Source organism: Chitinophaga polysaccharea (assembly GCF_902150045.1).
Lineage (GTDB): Bacteria > Bacteroidota > Bacteroidia > Chitinophagales > Chitinophagaceae > Chitinophaga > Chitinophaga polysaccharea_A.
Map to the genome: position 1 here is coordinate 115971 of NZ_CABFVU010000002.1, position 20364 is coordinate 136334.

Annotated in this window: 6 protein-coding genes; all 6 read left to right on the top strand. The window is 48.3% G+C overall.

What is annotated here, in order from left to right; translation table 11 throughout:
• Positions 1-270 precede the first annotated feature (270 nt).
• The 6 genes from atpB (at position 271) to FN124_RS15040 (ending at position 20258) form a co-directional block, all read left to right on the top strand.
• Positions 271-1422 carry a F0F1 ATP synthase subunit A gene (gene atpB / locus FN124_RS15015; protein WP_260607461.1) on the top strand — a complete coding sequence of 384 codons (1152 nt, stop codon included), beginning with the start codon at positions 271-273 and terminating at the stop codon, positions 1420-1422.
• A gap of 93 nt (positions 1423-1515) precedes the next feature.
• Positions 1516-1773: an ATP synthase F0 subunit C gene (atpE, locus tag FN124_RS15020; RefSeq protein ID WP_079471016.1), complete on the top strand. Its 258-nt coding sequence runs from the start codon at positions 1516-1518 to the stop codon at positions 1771-1773.
• A 123-nt stretch (positions 1774-1896) separates the two neighbouring features.
• Positions 1897-2391, top strand: coding sequence for a F0F1 ATP synthase subunit B (gene atpF, locus FN124_RS15025; protein ID WP_142685643.1), 495 nt, complete (start codon positions 1897-1899; stop codon positions 2389-2391).
• A 68-nt stretch (positions 2392-2459) separates the two neighbouring features.
• Positions 2460-3020, top strand: a complete 561-nt coding sequence (gene atpH / locus FN124_RS15030) for an ATP synthase F1 subunit delta (protein WP_142685644.1) — start codon at positions 2460-2462, stop codon at positions 3018-3020.
• Between the two features lie 82 nt (positions 3021-3102).
• Entirely contained in the window at positions 3103-4680 is a 1578-nt protein-coding gene (atpA, locus tag FN124_RS15035; protein WP_142685645.1) for a F0F1 ATP synthase subunit alpha, read from the top strand.
• 419 nt (positions 4681-5099) lie between these two features.
• Positions 5100-20258, top strand: a complete 15159-nt coding sequence (locus FN124_RS15040) for a DUF8696 domain-containing protein (RefSeq protein WP_185937223.1) — start codon at positions 5100-5102, stop codon at positions 20256-20258.
• Positions 20259-20364 lie beyond the last annotated feature (106 nt).

Consider the following 20364-nt stretch of genomic DNA (forward strand, 5'->3'; position numbering starts at 1 on the left):
CTTATGTGATAACCAGCCGGAGAGGAGCAAAGCGGAGGCTGGATGAATGATGAAAATATTAATATGAAAATAGTTTCCGGGACTGTTGTTTTCAATGGCCTTTTTTAATTAAAAAAAGGGGCATTTTTAACCCGCAATAGCCTGGTTATCAATGTAATTACAATATATCTTACTTTTTTTCCGTAGTCGCTTAATTTTGAAGATAAAAACGAGTATCTTTGCGCAAAATTTCAGAAAACGGTGATTTCTTTCAATTGGTTCAAACATAGAATGGTAGCACTTGTGATGGTTTTAGGCCTTCACAGTTTTAGTAATTTTTCCTTTGCACAGGAGGTTTCCCACCATGAAACAGCGGCAGCTGCACCTCATGAAGGAGAAGAAGGTAAGGGGGGAGAAGAAGGTGAGACTAAAAAATTTGATGCTAAGGAAGTAATTCTCGGACACGTAAAGGATGCCCACGACTGGCACCTGTTCAGTATGGGCGACACCCATGTAACTATCCCCTTACCGGTGATCATTTACAACCCTGCACGTGGCACTTCTGTATTTTCCTCTTCTAAATTTGAGCATGGTCATAAAGCGTACGATGGTTACCAGCTGGTAAATTCGCACTACCTGCATGAAAAAGGGCTGGATCCGGCCAAATACATGGATGGTAAGGTGATTGCAGTAGATGCCAATGGCAACCCTACCGATGAAAAGATCTACGATTTTTCAATGACCAAGAATATCACTTCCATGATCATTGCCGCTGTATTGCTGGTGATCCTGATGCTGAGCGTAGCAAAGGCTTACAGGGTACGTGGTTCAAAGAAAGCCCCGAAAGGTTTCCAGAGCCTTATAGAGCCGGTGATCATTTTCATGCGTGATGAAGTGGTAAGGCCTAATATTCCCGGTAAACATGCAGAAAGGTATACGCCTTTCATTCTGACAATATTCTTTTTTATCCTGATCAACAACCTGTTGGGTCTGTTGCCTGGCTCCGCCAACGTAACGGGTAACCTGGCAGTAACGGCGGCATTGGCTATCATCAGCTTTATTGCCACTATGTTCAGCACCAATAAACATTTCTGGGGTCACATTTTCAATCCTCCGGTTCCTTTTGGGGTTAAGTTCATCCTGGCGCCGGTAGAGCTGATCGGCGTATTTACCAAACCGGTATCTCTGATGATCAGGTTATTTGCCAATATCCTGGCAGGTCACATTATTATCCTGAGTATTATATCCCTGGTGTTCATTTTTGGATCTTTAAACAAGGTAGCTGGTTATGGCTTCCTGCCTATCACTGTTCTGTTTAATATCGTGATGATGATGCTGGAACTGCTGGTAGCATTTATCCAGGCGTTCATCTTTGCTAACCTGACAGCCGTATTTATTGGCCAGGCCATGGAAGGTGCACATGATGAGGCACACCACCACTAAGCATACGGAATTAGCTTTTAAGCCTTTGCCCGAAAGTTAGATACCAACCGCTTATTAGTTCGAAATTTTTTATAATTCAAATACATATTCATTATGGCACTTTTGTCTATTTTATTGCAGGCTGCTGCTGCATCTGGTCTGGCTAAAGCTGGTGGTGCTGTTGGTGCTGGTATCGCGGCTATCGCTGCTGGTATTGGTGTTGGTAACATCGGTAAGAGCGCTCTGGAGTCTATTGCTCGTCAACCAGAAGCTGCTAACGACATCCGTGCGAACATGATCCTGGCTGCTGCGCTGGTTGAGGGTGTTGCTCTCTTCGGTGTAATCGCTGGTCTGTTGGCGGTAGTTCTGTAAGCCAAACTTTTTACTGCATCCGGCGCACAGGGCAATGGATGCAGTAATCTTTTATTACAGGCGAATCATCAATCTACCTGAATCCAGAAAACATCAACATAAAAAAAATAAAATTCTAATTATATGGATCTGTTGCAACCCGCGTTAGGCTTGTTTCTTATTTCATTATTCATTTTCATCGTCGTTTTCCTGATCCTGAAAAAATTTGCCTGGACTCCAATCCTCGCTACCCTGAAGGAAAGAGAAGGTTCCATTACCGACTCTATTGCCACTGCAGAAAGAGTGAAGGAAGAAATGGCCCAGATGAAAGCTGAACATGAGCATGTGCTGGCGGAAGCTAAAGCTGAAAGAAGCAAGATCCTGAAAGAAGCAAAAGAGGCGAAAGACATGATCATCAGCGAAGCCAAAACGCAGGCGCAGGCAGAAGCAAAGAAGATCATCAGTGAAGCATACACTGCTATCGAAAACCAGAAAATGGCAGCGTTAACGGATGTGAAGAACCAGGTAGGCAATCTCGTGATCGAAGTAGCTGAAAAAGTACTGAGAAGGGAACTGGCTGATAAAGCAGCACAGGAAGGTTACGTGAAACAACTGGCAGAAGAAATCAAATTGAACTAAGATACCAGCGGCTGGCGCCGGCTGTTAAACAGCTAACGCTGAACGTTGCAAGCTAAAGCTTTTTTAATATGCAGAATCCCCGTTTAGCATCCCGGTATGCAAAATCATTGATAGGCCTGGCTCAGGAACTGAACCAGCTGGAAGTGGTGCATACAGACATGCTGTTCTTACAACAGGTGATGAAAAGCAACCCTGATGTGGTGAGTTTGCTTAAAAGCCCTATCATAAAGGCCGATAAGAAACAGAAAATACTGGCCGCCATATTTGAAGGCCGTATCAGCGCTACTACCAGTTCTTTTGTAAACCTGCTGGTAAGCAAAGGCCGTGAAAGCGCGCTGGCTGAAATGACCACCGAGTTTGCACGCCAGTACATGGTGCTGAAAAACATCAGCCCGGTGAAAATCACCACTGCTGTTGCTTTGGATAACACTACACTGGATGTGATCAAACAGAAGATTGCCAGTGAAACCACTCAGCAGGTACAGCTGGAAACAGCCGTAAATCCTGAGCTGATCGGTGGTTTTGTACTTGAAGCCAACGACCAGTTGTTTGATGCTTCTATCCTGCGTGATCTGAAAGATATCAAGCAACAGTTTAACAAGAATATTTACGTATCTGAATTACGTTAATCAATACAGCAGCCGCTGCGTACACGCAAAGCTGTTGTCGTTATACTAATTTTCTTTAACGACTTTTTTTAAAATCATAATTATGGTTGATATTAAACCTGATGAAATTTCGGCGATTTTACGCCAGCAGTTAAGCAACTTCAATGCTTCTGCCGACCTGGAAGAGGTGGGCACTGTATTGCAGGTGGGTGATGGTATTGCCCGCATATATGGACTGGGCAATGTAGGTTACGGTGAACTGGTAGAATTCAGCAATGGTGTAAAAGCAATTGCACTGAACCTGGAAGAAGACAATGTGGGTGTGGTATTGATGGGTCAGTCAGCAGGTATTAAAGAAGGTGATAAAGTACGCCGTACCAGCAAGATCGCTTCCATTAACGTGGGAGAAGGTGTTGTTGGCCGCGTAATCAATACACTGGGCGAGCCGATAGATGGTAAAGGCCCTATCAAAGGTGAACTGTATGAAATGCCGCTGGAGCGTAAAGCACCCGGTGTATTGTACCGTGAACCGGTAAAAGAGCCACTGCAAACAGGTGTAAAGGCGATCGATGCCATGATCCCTGTAGGCCGTGGACAGCGTGAGCTGGTAATCGGTGACCGTCAGACAGGTAAAACAGCTATCTGTATCGATACGATCATCAACCAGAAAGAATTTTACGATGCAGGTAAACCTGTTTATTGCATATACGTAGCTATTGGCCAGAAAGCATCTACTGTTGCCGGTGTAATGAAAACATTACAGGAAGCAGGCGCTATGGCTTATACTACCATCGTAGCTGCAAACGCTGCTGATCCTGCACCGCTGCAGTTCTACGCTCCGTTTGCCGGTGCTGCCATCGGGGAGTTCTTCCGTGATTCAGGCCGCCCTGCACTGATCGTTTATGATGACCTGTCCAAACAGGCGGTTGCTTACCGTGAGGTGTCCCTGCTGCTGAAACGCCCTCCGGGTCGTGAAGCATATCCTGGTGACGTATTCTACCTGCATAGCCGTTTGCTCGAGCGTGCCGCTAAGATCATCAACAATGATGCTATCGCAAAACAGATGAACGATCTGCCTGAATCTATCAAACACCTGGTGAAAGGCGGTGGTTCCCTGACTGCATTGCCTATCATCGAAACACAGGCAAGTGACGTATCTGCATATATTCCTACCAACGTAATCTCCATCACCGATGGTCAGATCTTCCTGGAAGGTAACCTGTTCAACGCCGGTATCCGTCCTGCTATCAACGTAGGTATCTCTGTAAGCCGCGTGGGTGGTAACGCGCAGATCAAATCCATGAAGAAAGTATCCGGTACCCTGAAACTCGATCAGGCACAATACCGTGAAATGGAAGCTTTCTCCAAATTCGGTGGCGACCTGGATGCTGCTACCAAAGCGGTTATCGACAAGGGTGCACGTAACGTGGAGATCCTGAAACAGGCCCAGTTCAGCCCGTATGCCGTAGAAAAACAGGTTGCAGTAATTTACCTTGGTACCAACGGTTTACTGCGCGACGTTCCTGTTAAACAGGTTCGTGCTTTCGAAGAAGCGTTCCTGAATGAAATGCAGGTACGTTTACCAGAAGTACTCGCTGAGTTCAAAAAAGGTAACCTGCCTGAAGATGGCCTGAAAAAAATGGTTACACTGGCTAATGAACTGAAGCCAAGATTCGCATAGTAACAGCGTTTATCGCTAAAAATACAGATCCCCTCTGCCAGGATGGCAGAGGGGATTTTTTATACGGGCACCTGCTCTTATCTAATTTTAAAAATTCATTATATTATATTTTATAAATCTTCTTAAAAAGAAAATATAAAAGATCCGCGTTTTATATGGTGAGGCCGCTATAAATTTGCTGCTGTAGCTAGTTCAAAATCTATTCGTCAGGAGTCCTGATCAGTTCATAATTCCTTCCACTCGGAGTATTGTTCATAGCCTTTACCACTAAAGAGTAAGTATCACCAAAATAGTCCGTACACTATCCATAAACAATTAGTTCGTTTTTCCTGAAATCGAGTACAGTTGCCTGAACCCCGGGTTAATGCGATTACGAAAATGTGTTTGTTCAGCAGTTGGCAGAAATGCAAAACCTTTCTATGAGAAAACTTCTGACCCTTTGTTCGATTGTATTATTAGCCTTATTTCCCACTGTGAGCTGCCTGGCAGAGGGCAGTAAAGACATATACCCTTCCGGTGCCCAGGGCAACCGGGCGTACATGACGAGTTCGCCTAACCCGATGATAGGGAGCATTCTCAACCCGGGGCGGATGTTCGTATATGCGAAAGCGGGAGAGGTGATCTATATCGGCTCCAGTGCACAGGGCATAGGGGTAGGAACTACGAGATTGGTGGCGCCTAACGGTACCGTATATACCACGGGAGCTTCCCTTACCACAGGCCGGATCAATAACAGGACAGAAGAACTAGCCGGTCCTTCAGCACTCGCCGCAGGTGGGTATGATGCTTACAGCAGAACTGTATTAGCGGAAGAAGAAGGGATATGGACCGTGGAATTTACTTCCCCAAATCCTTTTTCCAATATAGGAGCCGCGTATATCCCGCCGGTGGCAGACGCCAATTGGACAATCGCCAATCAAATTGCTGTGAGTGCGCTGCCGTTTATTGTAGCCTGGGACATTACAGTGGCAAGTGACGGGGTAGCAAAACCGGGACGGGCGTATCTGAATGTTTTTACCGGGAACGCGGGCAACACTACTGCCTCTTTTTATGGCAAGTTTAATGTGCTTACAAAAGACGGTTTTACTTATACTGCAGCCAGCAATGGTATCCAGCCTTTTCTCTTTGCCTTCTTTGTAAATAATAAAGGTACCCGTGATAAGGCAACAGGCGTACCTATATACAAAAGCGTAAACCTCGACCAGGCTGTTGGGACTAATGCCGCCTATTCATTTCATAATCCCACTTTACCGGATGATGCTACCAATATAACCCAAAAGATATTTTATAACCCGCCGGATAATACGCTGCCAGCCACGGCGCCGGTTTGGGGAAGCGGCAGTGCAGCATCCACGTGGCTAATCAGCGCACCTGTTATCCCCACTGTTACCAATATCTCTTTTACCGGAAAAGAAGGTGCAGCCAGTCAACCAGGTACGCCGCCCCTGGCTGGAGGATATATCCGGTTTACAGCCAACCAGAATTGTAACTTCAGAATCTCATTGGATGTAAACAATAATGGGAGCACTAATGATCCTACAGACCGTATCATTAACGGATCGTCGGTCATAGGGGAGAATGTCGTTTTCTGGGATGGTAAGGACGGCCAGGGTAGCGATGTGGCGGATGGTACAGCCATTAACATATCCATTGTGCTGTTTTCGGGGGAAGTGCATTTCCCTTACATTGATGTAGAAAACAATGCAAATGGAATTTTTATTACGCGTACCAACGGCCCTAATGCACCTAATTCCACTGTTTACTGGAATGATGAATTGCTGGGCGCTCGCGCCGGCGCACCGGCACCTATTAATGCCTCTGCAAGCCCGGGAATTAACAGCCTTGCTAACGGGCATAAGTATACGAGTAATTATGGCGATGCTGTGTTGCTTGATACATGGAGTTATGCATTCGGTACTCCGCGTGACATCACCGTCACAGTAAAACAAAGGCAGGCCGATCTGCAGGTGGTTGACAACATCCCCAGTTTGCCGGCTATTTGTGCCGGTAGTAGGATTTCCTTTACTACCAGCATCAGGAACAACGGACCAGATACCGCATCGGGTGCGAAGTTTAACTTCTCTTTTCCGGCAGAATTAACCGGCGTCACCGTTACACCCACCATTACAGGCACAGCTGCAATCGTGTCTGGTGGCGTAATTGGAAATGCTTACAGCGCTACCGTGAATATGAACAACGGCGCTGTGATCTCTTTTGTTATTTCAGGTACGGTATCGGCAGTGCCCTCCGGCGGTAACCTGGTAACAAAATCGAGTATACTCCGGCCAGCTGACGTAACAGACCCCGATGCCACCAACGCTTCCGGTACAGGGCCTACCGATCCTGATGTGGAATGTAACGGGGATCCGTCAGGGGTTGGGTGTAACAATATCGCCACCAGTTCTGTTTCGGTTTCTCCAACTATACAAAGTAATACAGTGACTGCAGAACAATCTGTTTGCTTTGGCAGCGTGCCTGCACCATTAGTGGGTTCCACAATTACGGGAACACCGGTATACTTATGGCAAAGCAGCACCAGCAGTGCCACCGGCGGATTTGCAACCGTTACCGGAACATCTAACGGAAAAGACTATACGCCACCGGCATTACAGCAATCTACCTGGTACAGGAGAGTAGTTACAGCAGGTAGTTGCAGCGACACCAGCCTGGCAATACTGATCAAAGTAAACCCGGTACTTACACCCGGAGCTATCAGTGGTAACCAGGTATTCTGCGGAAGTGGCAACCCTGCTGCATTTACCCAGTCTGTTGCACCTGCCGGTGGAACAGGAATATATACTTACCGTTGGCAATCGTCAACAGACAGTATCAACTTTACAGATATTTCAGGCGCCACGCAACAGGTGTACGACGCCCCTGTACTTAGCCAGAGTACCTGGTTCCGCAGGGTGGTGAGCAGTGCAGGGTCAGGTTGTGCTGATGTTATTACAGATACCGTTGCTGTTAAAATTGATGCATTGCCTTCTGCCGCAAATGCCGGTCCTGATCAGCGGTTATGCAACGTCAGCACCACTACAATGGCCGCTAATACTGCCACTACAGGTACAGGCTCATGGAGACAGATAGCCGGCCCGGGCACTGTTACTTTTGTAAACGCAACTTCACCAAATACAGGGATACAAAATCTTACACCAGGTACCTATATATTTACCTGGACTATCAGTAACGGCACCTGTGCCTCCTCTGCAGATACCGTACAGGTACACGTGTACGCGCAGCCGGATGTGGCGAATGCCGGCCCGGACCAGACAAAAAACAACAGCGGCAGCTTTGTAATGAACGCCAATGCACCGGTAAATGGTACCGGCGCCTGGACGCTGATCAGCGGAACAGCAGTAATTGCAGATACCGCCAATGCTAGTACCAATGTTACATTACAGCCCAATACCAGCGCTACACTTGTCTGGACCATTTCCAACGGAAACTGCGCAGCATCAAATGATACCGTTGTACTCAATTATATCCGGCAGGCAGATCTGAAGATCACCAAATCGGATGCAGGCAATACGTATAAAACCGGTAGCCCGCTTACCTATACACTTACCATTGAAAACCTGGGCCCATCTGATGTTTCAGGCTTGCAGATACAGGATCTGCTCCCGGCAAAAATGGAGAACGCTTCATGGACTTCCTCTGTAAGCGGCACTGCCGTTAGCGTACAGCCAGCTGCAGGTACAGGGCCATCTGTGAATGCCACAGGAAACCTGCCTTTTGCAACCGGTAATAGAATTGTGATCACCGTAACAGGAACAGTTGCTGCAACTGCAATAGGCGGCGATGCCATCAACAACACGGCCTCCGTAGTCAGCCCGGCAGATATGCCCGATCCGGTTGCAGCCAACAACAGCTCCACGGTGAGCAGTATTGTGCCTAACAATCCACCGGTAGCAGTAACGGATAATTACACCACCACCAGGGATGTGCCGGTAAGTGGCAATGTATTGACCAACGACAGTGATCCGGAAAATCAGCCTATCACGGTAACCACTACATTGATAGAACAGCCAGCTTATGGCACCGTTATACAGAATGCTGATGGTACATTTACATATACACCGGCCGCAGGTGCCGTGGGCACTGATTCTTACAGGTACCAGGTATGTGATAACCAGGGCGCTTGTGCTATAGGAATAGTAAATATTGTGGTGAAGGCTGGCGTAATTGATCTCAGCGTTACTAAAACCGCTTCTCCTGCCAACGCCACTGCAGGGTTGCCTCTTACTTATACTATTACGGTTACCAATAACGGGCCTTCCACTATTTCACAGGGAGAAACATTCACTGTAAATGATTCCCTGCCGGATGGCTTTATAGCAAATAACTATACGCCGTCTGAAGGAATTTATTCAGCCGGTAATGCCAGTTGGACAGGAGTATTACTACCCCCGGGAAAATCGGTAACACTAACGATTGCCGGTAAAGTAGAAGGGCGATATACAGGAACCGGGTTGACCAATACCGTAAAAGCAATACCTCCGGCCTCCACAACAGATTCCACACCTGCCACCAGCACACTGGTTACACCGGTAGGCCGTTCTGTAGAGGTAAAAGTGACCAAAACCGATAATACAGCTACCTACACCGCGGGAACTTCTACCACCTACCAGATCAGTGTTCGGAACACAGGACCATCTGACCTGACGGGTGCCACCTTCAGAGATCCGCTGCCGGCGGGTGTTACCACTGCTTCATGGACAGCCAATACCACCGGTGGAAGCCAGTCCGCTACCTCAGGATCCGGTGCTATTAATGAACAGGTGAATTTGCCGGCAGGCAGTGAAATCGTATATACGTTAACGATAGATATACCCTCTGGATTTACAGGCTCTCTTACAAATACTGCCAGCATTGATGTTCCATCCGGTTATAATAATATTAATCCATCCGGTAATACTGCATCTGATACCGATACGCCTGATCCTAAGACAGATATTGACATTGCAAAAACAGGCCCGGCCAGCGCTACAGCCGGTACCAGTATCAGTTACCAGTTGCTGATCGTTAACAACGGCCCTTCGGATGTAGCGAATGTGGTAATTGCAGATCAGCTGCCTGCACAGATACAAAACCCGGTATGGACAGTGACAGCAGGTGGCAGCGCTACAACCAGCGTTCCTGGCGGCAATGGAGCTGTTAATTTTACAGCTGGTTTACCTGCCGGTGCAGGCAATACCATCACTGTAAATATCAATGGCACGATAGATCCTGCTGCCACCGGAAGTGTTTCAAATACTGCTACAGCAACACCTCCGGCAGGTACGCCGGTGTCTTCCAATACCGTTAATACCACACTGATAAATACCACCGGTCTTACACTTGTTAAACAAGGCCCGGCAACAGGGCATGTAGCCGCCGGAGAGCCGGTGAATTATGTGCTGCGACTGGTGAATGCCGGCCCATCAAATGCAACCGGTATAACGATCACAGATGTAGTGCCAGCCGCTATAACCAATACCAGCTGGACGGTTACCACTACCGGTGCAGCGGCTGTTGCTACAGGTGGTGTCAGCGGAGGCAATGGCAATAACGTGAGCACAATAGTGAATATCCCGGCCGGCGCAGGAAATGCAGTTCTTGTACGGATCAATGGCATCGTATCTCCAGGCGCAGTGGACACACTCACCAATACCGCTACTGCGGAATTGCCTGGTGATACTATTGTTACAGCTGTTAATAAAACAGTGGTAGATAATAAACCGGGACTACAGATCGTAAAGGCCGGCCCGGCAACAGCTGATGCAGGAACGGAGATAACCTATACCATCACCGTAAGTAATACAGGTCCTTCAAACGCAATGCAGGCTATTGTTACAGACGAAGTGGCTCCTGCATTGCTGACAAATGTGAGCTGGACCGCTACTGCTTCCGGCAACGCTGTGATCAACAGCGGTGCTAACGGTAACGGTAATACGATATTATTGAATGCCAACATTCCTGCGGGAAATAATAATAAGGTGACCATTATAGTTCGTGGTACCATACGCCCTGGTGCAACAGGTAATATCAATAACACAGCAAGTGTGGCAGCAACTGATCAGCCGCCTGTTAACTCAGAGGAGATCATTACAAAGATCAACAACCGGCCCGGTCTTACACTCACAAAGAGTGGACCTGCAACAGCAGATGCAGGCGGCGCTATTGATTATCTCCTGCAAATCAACAACGGCGGTCCTTCTGATGCGTTTAAGGTTACACTGTTTGATACACTGCCGGTACCTGTTCAGAACCCGGTGCTAACGGTAACAACAAAGGGTACTGCTTCTTATTTAACTGCCGAAATTAATAACGGGATATTACAATTGGTTGGCGACATCCCGGCAGGCGACAGCAATTATATATTGATCCATGTCAGTGGCAGGATAAACCCGTCCTTCAGCGGCCCGATAACCAACCGGGCTGTTGCTGGTACCGAAGGTGGTACACAGGTGCCATCTGATCCTGTTGTTACAAATGTGGTAAACAGTCCGCGTGTGGAATTATCCAAGAGCGCTCCGGATACCGCGGTGGCAGGGCAAGCGGTTACCTATACTCTGACAGCAACAAACAGTGGGTTATCTGACGCTGTTAACGTGGTGATCACAGATGTAGTACCTGCGTCATTATCAAATACGCAGTGGACCGCTACTGTCATGGGCGGAGCGGTTATTACCAGCGGCGCTTCAGGTACCGGCAATACAGTAAATGTTACCGGTAATATTCCTGCCGGCGCAGGACAGGCCATTGTTATTACCGTACAGGGAACGCTTGCATCATCTGCTACCGGAACATTATCCAATCATTTTACCGCTAACGTTAACGGCAATACGATTACATCCGATACTGTACAAACCCATATTACGAGCAAACCGGAGTTACAGATCACCAAAACTGCCGCTACCACCCTTTCAGCAGGAGGGCGCATCCGGTACGTTGTACAGGTAAGGAATACAGGTGTATCTGACGCAACGGGCGTAAATATATCGGACAATGTAAATGCTATCGTACAAAATACCAGCTGGGCAACTACTACCGGCGGCGGGGCTGTGATAACAACAGGAAATACCGGTAATGGCAATACAGTGGCGGTGACTGCAAATATTCCAACAGGAGGCAATGTTACCGTAACTATAGACGGTATTGTAAGTGCAGCGGCGACAGGCACCCTGGAAAATACCGCTACCGCGGCGGTAACAGGCGCTCCAACAGTGGAAGCCAATGTAACAACATTAATCACGAATGATCCTGCCATAAATATCAGTAAAACAGGTCCTTCCCAGGTAAAAGCCGGTGAACAGGTGAGTTACCAGCTGGTCATCACCAATTTTGGCGTTTCCAACGCCCGGGGTATTGTTATACAGGATATTGTACCGGCAGCCGTTAAAAATGTGAAATGGACAAGCAGTCTTACAGGCAGCGGAAATATTACCAGTGGGGCTACAGGTACCGGTAACAATGTAACAATGAATGCAGACCTGGATGCAGGCACCGGTAATTATATCTTCATAAATATTACCGGTACACTGGCTTCCAGCTATACCGGCACACTGATGAATGCGGCTGCTGTAGCAGTGCCCGGTAAAGATACAGTAAGAAGCGACAGCATTACCACTACAGTGATTAATGCGCCCGGCATACAGGTAGTGAAAAGCGCGCCGGATACTATTCCTGCCGGCAGCAATATTACCTTCACGGTTACAGTAACCAATATTGGCCCGTCTGATGCGCAGGCCATCGCTATTGCAGACGTAGTGCCGGCTGCCGTGCAAAACGTAACCTGGTCGGCCGTTACTGCTGGTAACGCATCTGTACAAACAGGTGCCGGAAATGGAAATAATATTACCATAAACGGTGCTATCGCCGCAGGCGCAGGTAACAGTATAATACTCACTGTTCATGGCACCGTGAACCCTGCTGCCACCGGGGATATCAGGAATACCGCTACTGTTACGCCGGCGGGAAGCACACCTGTTAGTTCCAATGAAACTACTACGCACATAGGTAAACAGGTTGCTTTGCTTTTAAGTAAGACAGGCCCGGCATCAGTGTCTGCGGGCGCCAGGATCGTTTACCAGATCACACTGCATAACAATGGCCCGTCTAACGCTACCGGTTTGCAAATCAGGGATACTGTACCTGTTGCTGTTGGTAATGTTACCTGGACAGCCGTTGCAACAGGAAATGCCGTGATACATGGTAGCAGCTCAGATGCCGGCAATCTTGTAAATCTATCCGCAGATCTTGCAGCAGGAGCTACCGCCAACAGTATCGTGATCACTGTTGAAGGAACAGTTGATCCCGCTTATACCGGAGCGCCATTGCGGAATATTGCCTATGTTACCTCTCCTGATCTTCCTGTAACGTTAACGGATACACTAAATACTGCAGTTAATTCGCAGCCCGGTATAGTGCTCACAAAGAATGGCCCGGGAAGCGCATTCAGCGGCGATACAATTACATATACCATCCGTGTATCCAATACCGGACCATCGGATGCAAAAGGTATAGCTATTACAGATGTTATTAACCCGGCAATACTACAACCGGTATGGACGGCAACCGTTGCCGGTGCAGGTACCACGGTGAGCAGTAATAGCGGCACAGGAGATATCCAGCTTACGGCTGATATTCCTGCATCCGCCGGGCATGCAGTGGATATAACGGTAACGGGTAAACTGGATCCTGAATTTGCCGGTGCCCAGGTTGTTAATACGGTTACAGCTACTATCCCCGGACAGGCGCCGGTGACTGCTGCTGTAACTACCATCACCAGCCGCAAAGCCGTTTTGCGCGTGGTGAAGAGCGGGCCTGCCAGCGCAGTAGCGGGCGAGCGGGTTAGCTATACCATTAAGGTGACCAACGAAGGCCCGTCTAATGTAAGTGGAGCCACAATTTCGGATATTATTCCTGCCGGTATACTGCAACCAACATGGACTGCGGTAGCAAACGGCGCCGGCAGTTTTGTATCAGCAGGCAGCGGCACCGGGAATGTAACCCTGCAGGCTAATATAGCTGCAGGCAGTGGCAGCATCGACATTGTTGTAAATGGAACCCTGGACCCTGCTACGGTAAGCGGCACCAATATTACCAATACCGTTACAGTAACGCCGCCACCGGATATGACCAATACCAACCCGGCTACTTCCAGCGTAGTCACAAATGTGAAGAAAGAAGCCGACCTGGTGATCGTGAAATCAGGTCCGGCCAATATTGCAGCAGGACAGCAAATCACCTATAAGCTGGTGGTCACCAATAATGGCATTTCCAATGTGGATGTTGCCAGCATTACCGATGTGGTGCCGGCATCCATCCATATTACCAACGTAAGTGCAATGGCCGGTGGAAATGCTATTGCCGGCAGTCCCGTGATTACAGGCAATACCGTTACCCTGAATGCAAGTATAGCAGCGGGCCCGGACAACACAGTAATGGTAACCATTACCGGTACTGTAGATCCGTCTGCTAGCGGTACCATTGTGAATACTACAACGGTTAACGTGCCATCTACTGTAACCGAAACCAATCCTGCTAATAACACCAGCAGCATCAGTACCAACGTTACTACAGATCTTGGTTTACAGGTATCTAAATCAGGGCCTGCAAGTGTGAATGTAAATGATCAGATTACGTATACCATTGTGCTGAGTAATAACGGGCTGTCTGATGCGAATGAAGTGTTTATTACTGATAATGTTCCTGCAGATATTACAGGCGTTACCTGGTCTGCTGTGGTGAGTGGCAATGCATCTATGGTAAATCTCAGTGGCAGCGGTTCTGTCAGCAATGAAAGAGCATCGCTGGGAGCCAGCAACAGTGGCACTATCACTATCACTATTACCGGTACTGTAAGCCCATTGGCCGCAACTACAATCACAAATACGGTTACCGCTTCTGCCGGTACCAGCAAAGTAAGTACTGTAGTTACTTCGGTCAACAACTCTGCTGATCTTAGAATTAATAAAACAGCGCCTGCAGTCATTGCAGCAGGTAAGCAGATCACCTATGTGATCACAGTAACCAATGCAGGGCCGGCAAATGCAACAGGAGCAACGATCACAGATAATGTTCCTGCAGGCATTACCAATGTAAGCTGGACAGCTGTAGGTACCGGCGGCGCTACTGTAAATAATGGTAATGGTAACGGCAATGCCATATCACTGACCGGAAATATACCGGCTAACAGTGGTGTTATTACTATCACAGTGGAAGGCATGGTAGATCCTGCCTTTAACGGCATACTTACTAATACGGCTGCCGCCACTCCGCCGGCAGGAGTAACGGATCCAACCCCCGCCACAGTATCTGTAAATACACAGGTAACCTCCGCACCCGGATTATCTGTACTGAAATCAGGACCCGCACAGATTGCAGGCGGCGATACGGTGAGATATACAATTGATATCCGCAATAACGGGCCATCTGTAGCTAACGGTACAAGTATCAGGGATAGTATTCCTGTAGAACTGAAAAATGTGCGGTGGAGTGCTACCTCTACCAATGCCACCATCATCAGTGGTGGAACCGGTACGGGTAATTCACTGCAAATAGCAGGGAACATCCCTGTTGGAGGCCTGATAAGAGTAACGATTGCAGGTAACACAGATCCTGCATTTACAGGAAATATAATGAACAGGGCCGTAGCGGAAAGCAACGGGCAATCTGTTTTAAGTAATGAAGTAAATACCCAGGTGATCAACCGGCCGGCTATTGGCATCAGCAAATCCGGTCCGGCCAGCGTGGCTGCCGGTGCGCCATTGGCATATACCATCACTGTTACCAATACAGGTGTTTCTACTGCGCAGGGCATAACGGTTACAGATGTATTGCCGTCAGCGCTGAAGAATGCGGTATGGTCGGCCACCGCCAGCGGCGCAGCGGCTATCAGTGGAGGTAACCTCAGCAACCAGACCGGTAATGTGAGCTTCCAGGCAACTATACCACCGGGCAGTGCGAATACTATCCAGGTAACCGTGAATGGAACAGCAGATCCTGCTGCTTCCGGCGAGCTGGTAAATATAGCTGCTGTAACACCTGTTACAGGCGCTGCTTTAACGGATACGGTAACCACTGTAATAAAAATCCTTAGTGGTATCAGGCTGGTGAAAGCGGCGCCTGATACAGTGGCTGCCGGTAATGCTATTTCCTATTCGATAGATGTATATAACGATGGTCCTTCTGATGCCACCAATATTGTGATAGCAGATACATTACCGGCCGGCCTGCAAAATGTGCGGTGGTCTGCCTCTGCAGTGGGCACTGCTTCCATCAATGGCGGCAACCTGCAGCAGCAACCTGGCAACGTAAACTTCACCGCAGGTATTCCTGCAGGTAACGGTAACGCTATCCATATAGTGGTTACAGCTACGGTTCCTTCTTCACAAACAGGCAGCTTAACCAACCAGGCAAGGGCTAATGCGGGTGGGGTGGATTATCCGTCTAACCAGGTGGTAACACAGATCAGCAGCAAGCCGGGAATACAGTTAACCAAATCCGGTCCGCCAACTGCTGCAGCCGGCAGTACCATCAGTTATAACCTTGTGTTAAGCAACAACGGTCCTTCCGATGCGTTGAATGTAACTGTAGCAGACGTGCTTCCAGCGGAATTGCAAAACCCGGTATGGTCCGCTACCGCACAGGGAACTGCAGGTATTAACGGGGGCAATATTGTTAACAGGGCAGGCAACGTTAGCTTTACAGCCAACGTGCCTGCAGGTGCAGATAACCGTGTAGTCGTTAGCGTGAGTGGAACCATTCCGGCTTCCTTCTCCGGAAATATTACCAATATCGCTGCCTATAGCCTGAATGCGGTCAGTACCAATACAGCGCCGGTAATTACAAAGGTGGATAAGAGAGCTACTATAAGGATCAATAAATCAGCACCCGATTCAATAACTGCGGGTGGCATTATTAATTATACATTACTGGTAGCTAATGCAGGCCCATCAGATGCAGACAGCATTACTATTACAGACCTGGTGCCTGCCGCGGTACAACAGGTAACATGGAATGCGGCAGCTACGGGCGGTACCCTGATTGGCGCTGCATCCGGCACCGGTAACAATGTCAGTGTGCGTGGCAGCATTCCGGCAGGTGCGGGCAACAATATACTCGTAACTATTACGGGAACTGTTGCACCGGGATTATCAGGTATCATACAGAATAAAGCACTGGTAAGTATAAGCGGAAATATAGTTTCCGGAGATTCTGTTAATACACATATCCTCAATAAACCGGGCGTACAATTCACAAAATCCGGTCCGCAGAAAGCTATCGCGGGCAGCAATGTGAGCTATGTGATAGATCTTGGCAACCAGGGTCCATCTGATCTGGTGAATGCAGCGGTAACAGATGTGGTGCCGCCGCAGATAACAAATGTAACCTGGGCTGTTACCACGAGAGGAACCGCCACATTGGCTGCCGGTACGCCGGTAACAGGAGTGGGTAACCGGATATCCTTCAGTGGAGATGTGCCTGCCGGTACAGCTAATGGTATTCGGGTGACTATCAGCGGTAAGATAGATCCGGAGTACGAAGGTAATATTACAAATACCGCTACAGCAACTGATAATCGCGGTAATGAATACACATCCGTTACAGGTATGACGGTTGTTAAAGAAGCCGTTATTAAACTGGATAAAATAGGCCCTGCTGCAGTTAAAGCAGGTAGCAGTATCAGTTATGTGATTACTGCATCCAATCAGGGATTGTCTGATGTGAAAGGATTTACGATTACGGATGTAGTACCTGCGGCCATCGCCAATGTGAGCTGGACAGCCGTGGCATCAGGTAATGCTCAGGTAACAACACCAGCCGCCGGAACAGGTAACAGCATACAATTGCAGGGCGATATTGCTGCAGGCGCAGGTAACACCATACAGATTACAGTGAATGGCAGCATTGCTGCAGGTGCTACAGGCGTTATTATGAACACAGCCGGCGGAAGAACCGCAGGTGGTGATACGGTTAGCTCGCCAACAGTAACAACCAATATACAGAATGCGCCGGGCATTAGCATTGTGAAGGTGGCGCCGCAAACTGTAAATGCAGGCGATAGTTTGCAATACGTGATCACTGTAAGTAACACCGGCCCTTCTGATGCACATAATGTAAAGATCAGTGACATTGTGCCGGCTACACTTACCGGCGTAAGCTGGACCGCCATAACCGCCGGTAATGCGCAGATCACGGGCGCCGCAGCCGGTACCGGCAACACCGTTAATCTGACGGCAGATATTGCTGCAGGCAACGGTAATACTCTGCAACTCCGGATCACCGGTAAAACCGCAGCAGGGCTTAGGGATAGCATCGTTAACACTGCCAGTGCCACAGATACCGGCGGAAAAACAGTTACTTCCTCTGTTACCACACAGGCTATTGGCAAATCCGTACTGGCTATTACAAAAACAGGTAATGCCGAGGTAAATGCGGGCGACTCTGTTCACTATGTGATCACCGCTACTAATGCAGGTCCTTCTGATGCGGCAGGTGTAAGCATCCGTGACGCGGTGCCGGTTGCTATTACAGGCGTTACCTGGACAGCAATTGCCAATGGTGCTTCACAGGTTAACAGCGGTGCATCGGGCAGTGGTAACCAGGTGCTGGTAACCGGTAATATTGCTGCAGGCAACGGCAATGCTATAGTGGTCAATGTAAGTGGAGTGGTGCCTGCAGGCGCAACAGTTACTGCATTGTCAAATATAGCCACGTTGAAACCATCAGCCGGTGATTCCATGCCAAGTATTCCGGTAATAACAACGGTAACGAGGAAACCATCCCTGCGTATCGTGAAACAGGCAGTAGCAACCGCCGTTGCAGGCGACAGCTTGCAATACAATATCACGGTTACCAACGATGGCCCGTCCGATGCAACAGGCATACAGATCAGTGATGTGGTATCCGATACATTGAGCGGGGTTAGCTGGACGGCTACCACCACAGGCGCCGCGCAGATCACAGGCAGCAACAGTGGTAGCGGCGATGTGTTATTGAATGGTAATATCAGTGCAGGCCCTGGTAATGCCATCAACATAAAGATCAGCGGTAAAATTAATACCACCTTCACTGGTAGTATTACCAATATTGCCAACGCTAAGGATGCAAATAATCAAACCGTAACGGCAACGGCTACCACACAGGTAAGCAGCCGCTCGCAGCTGGGTATTGTTAAAACGGGACCTGCCCGCGTGAATGCAGGAGACACTATCCGTTATGTGATCATTGCTTCCAATACAGGACCTTCCGCCGCTGCAGGCATCAATATTACTGATGTGGTGGATGCTGCCATTACGCAGGTAACCTGGACTGCTACCGCCAATGGTACTTCACAGGTAACCGCCGGGGCAACGGGTAGCGGCAATAATATCGTTGTAACCGGTAACCTGGAGGCAAGTAGCGCTAATACCATCCAGGTGAATATTAAAGGTATTATCCCCGAAGATGCGGAGATCACTGGCGTTACTAATACAGCTACTGTAAAACAGGGAACAGGTACGCCTGTGCCATCAGATCCTGTGACAACTGAAATAGTACCCGGTATCAGGAAACTGGATCTTTCTGTGACCAAATCAGGCCCGGTTCAACTCATGGAAAATGATTCGATTACCTATATCATTGTTGCACGAAATGGTGGCCCGGCAGCAGGCGACGGGGCCGTGATCACAGATATACTCCCGGCAAATATTGAGGGAGCTTATATACGGTCGGTAACTGTAAGCGGCGGAGCAGGTAATGTGCAAACCACGAATGCAGGAAATGTGGTAAAAGCTACTATAGGCACATTGCCGGCAGAAGCAGCTGTTACAATAGTGATCACCGGTAAGGTGAACAGTACAGTGCAGTTGCGTAATCAGGCGGTTATTGCCGCTCCGGCAGGCACTGTGGATACAGCTTCAGCCAATAATACCAGCGCCACTGTAATTACCACTGTGTCGGCTATTCCAACGGCAGATCTGCAATTGCAGAAAGAACTGCTCAGTACGGCGCCTATGCAGGTAGGAAGCAAGGCGGACTTTGTGTTAACATTGAATAATGCCGGTCCGTTTAGCGCCACCCGGATTGAGGTGAGGGATACGCTGAAAGATAACCTGGATATTATCAATGGATTTGATGCAGGCATTGGAGAAGTTACTTATGACCCAGCCACCCGGATACTGGTATGGCGCCTGGATAGCCTGGTACTCACGCGAACGGCTACACTGAAATATACTACCCGGATCACCAATACCGGCGATGTGATTAACAGTGCCACTGCCACCTCGCTGTTACCTGATCCGGATCCATCCAACAATATCGCGGTGAGTAAGGTAGTTACCGTTACAGGCGATGATATCCTGGTGCCGAATGTAATTACGCCTAACGGCGATGGAAAGAACGATAAGTTCATTATCATCGGCATCCTGAGATACCCCAATTCTTCCCTGTTTATTTATAACCGCTGGGGAAGTATGGTGTACCAGTCGAAGAATTACCAGAACGAATGGACCGGTGATTCCCTGAATGAAGGCACTTATTATTACATACTCAAGCTGAATACACCAACGGGCGAACGAAGCTACAAAGGCTGGATTGAGCTGCTTCGATAGCTAAAAACTGATAATTACGGAAGAAACCGGGTATTTTACCCGGTTTCTTTTTATTGTATTTGGTTTATAACATAAACTAGTTTATGTTTGATCTATAATTAATCCC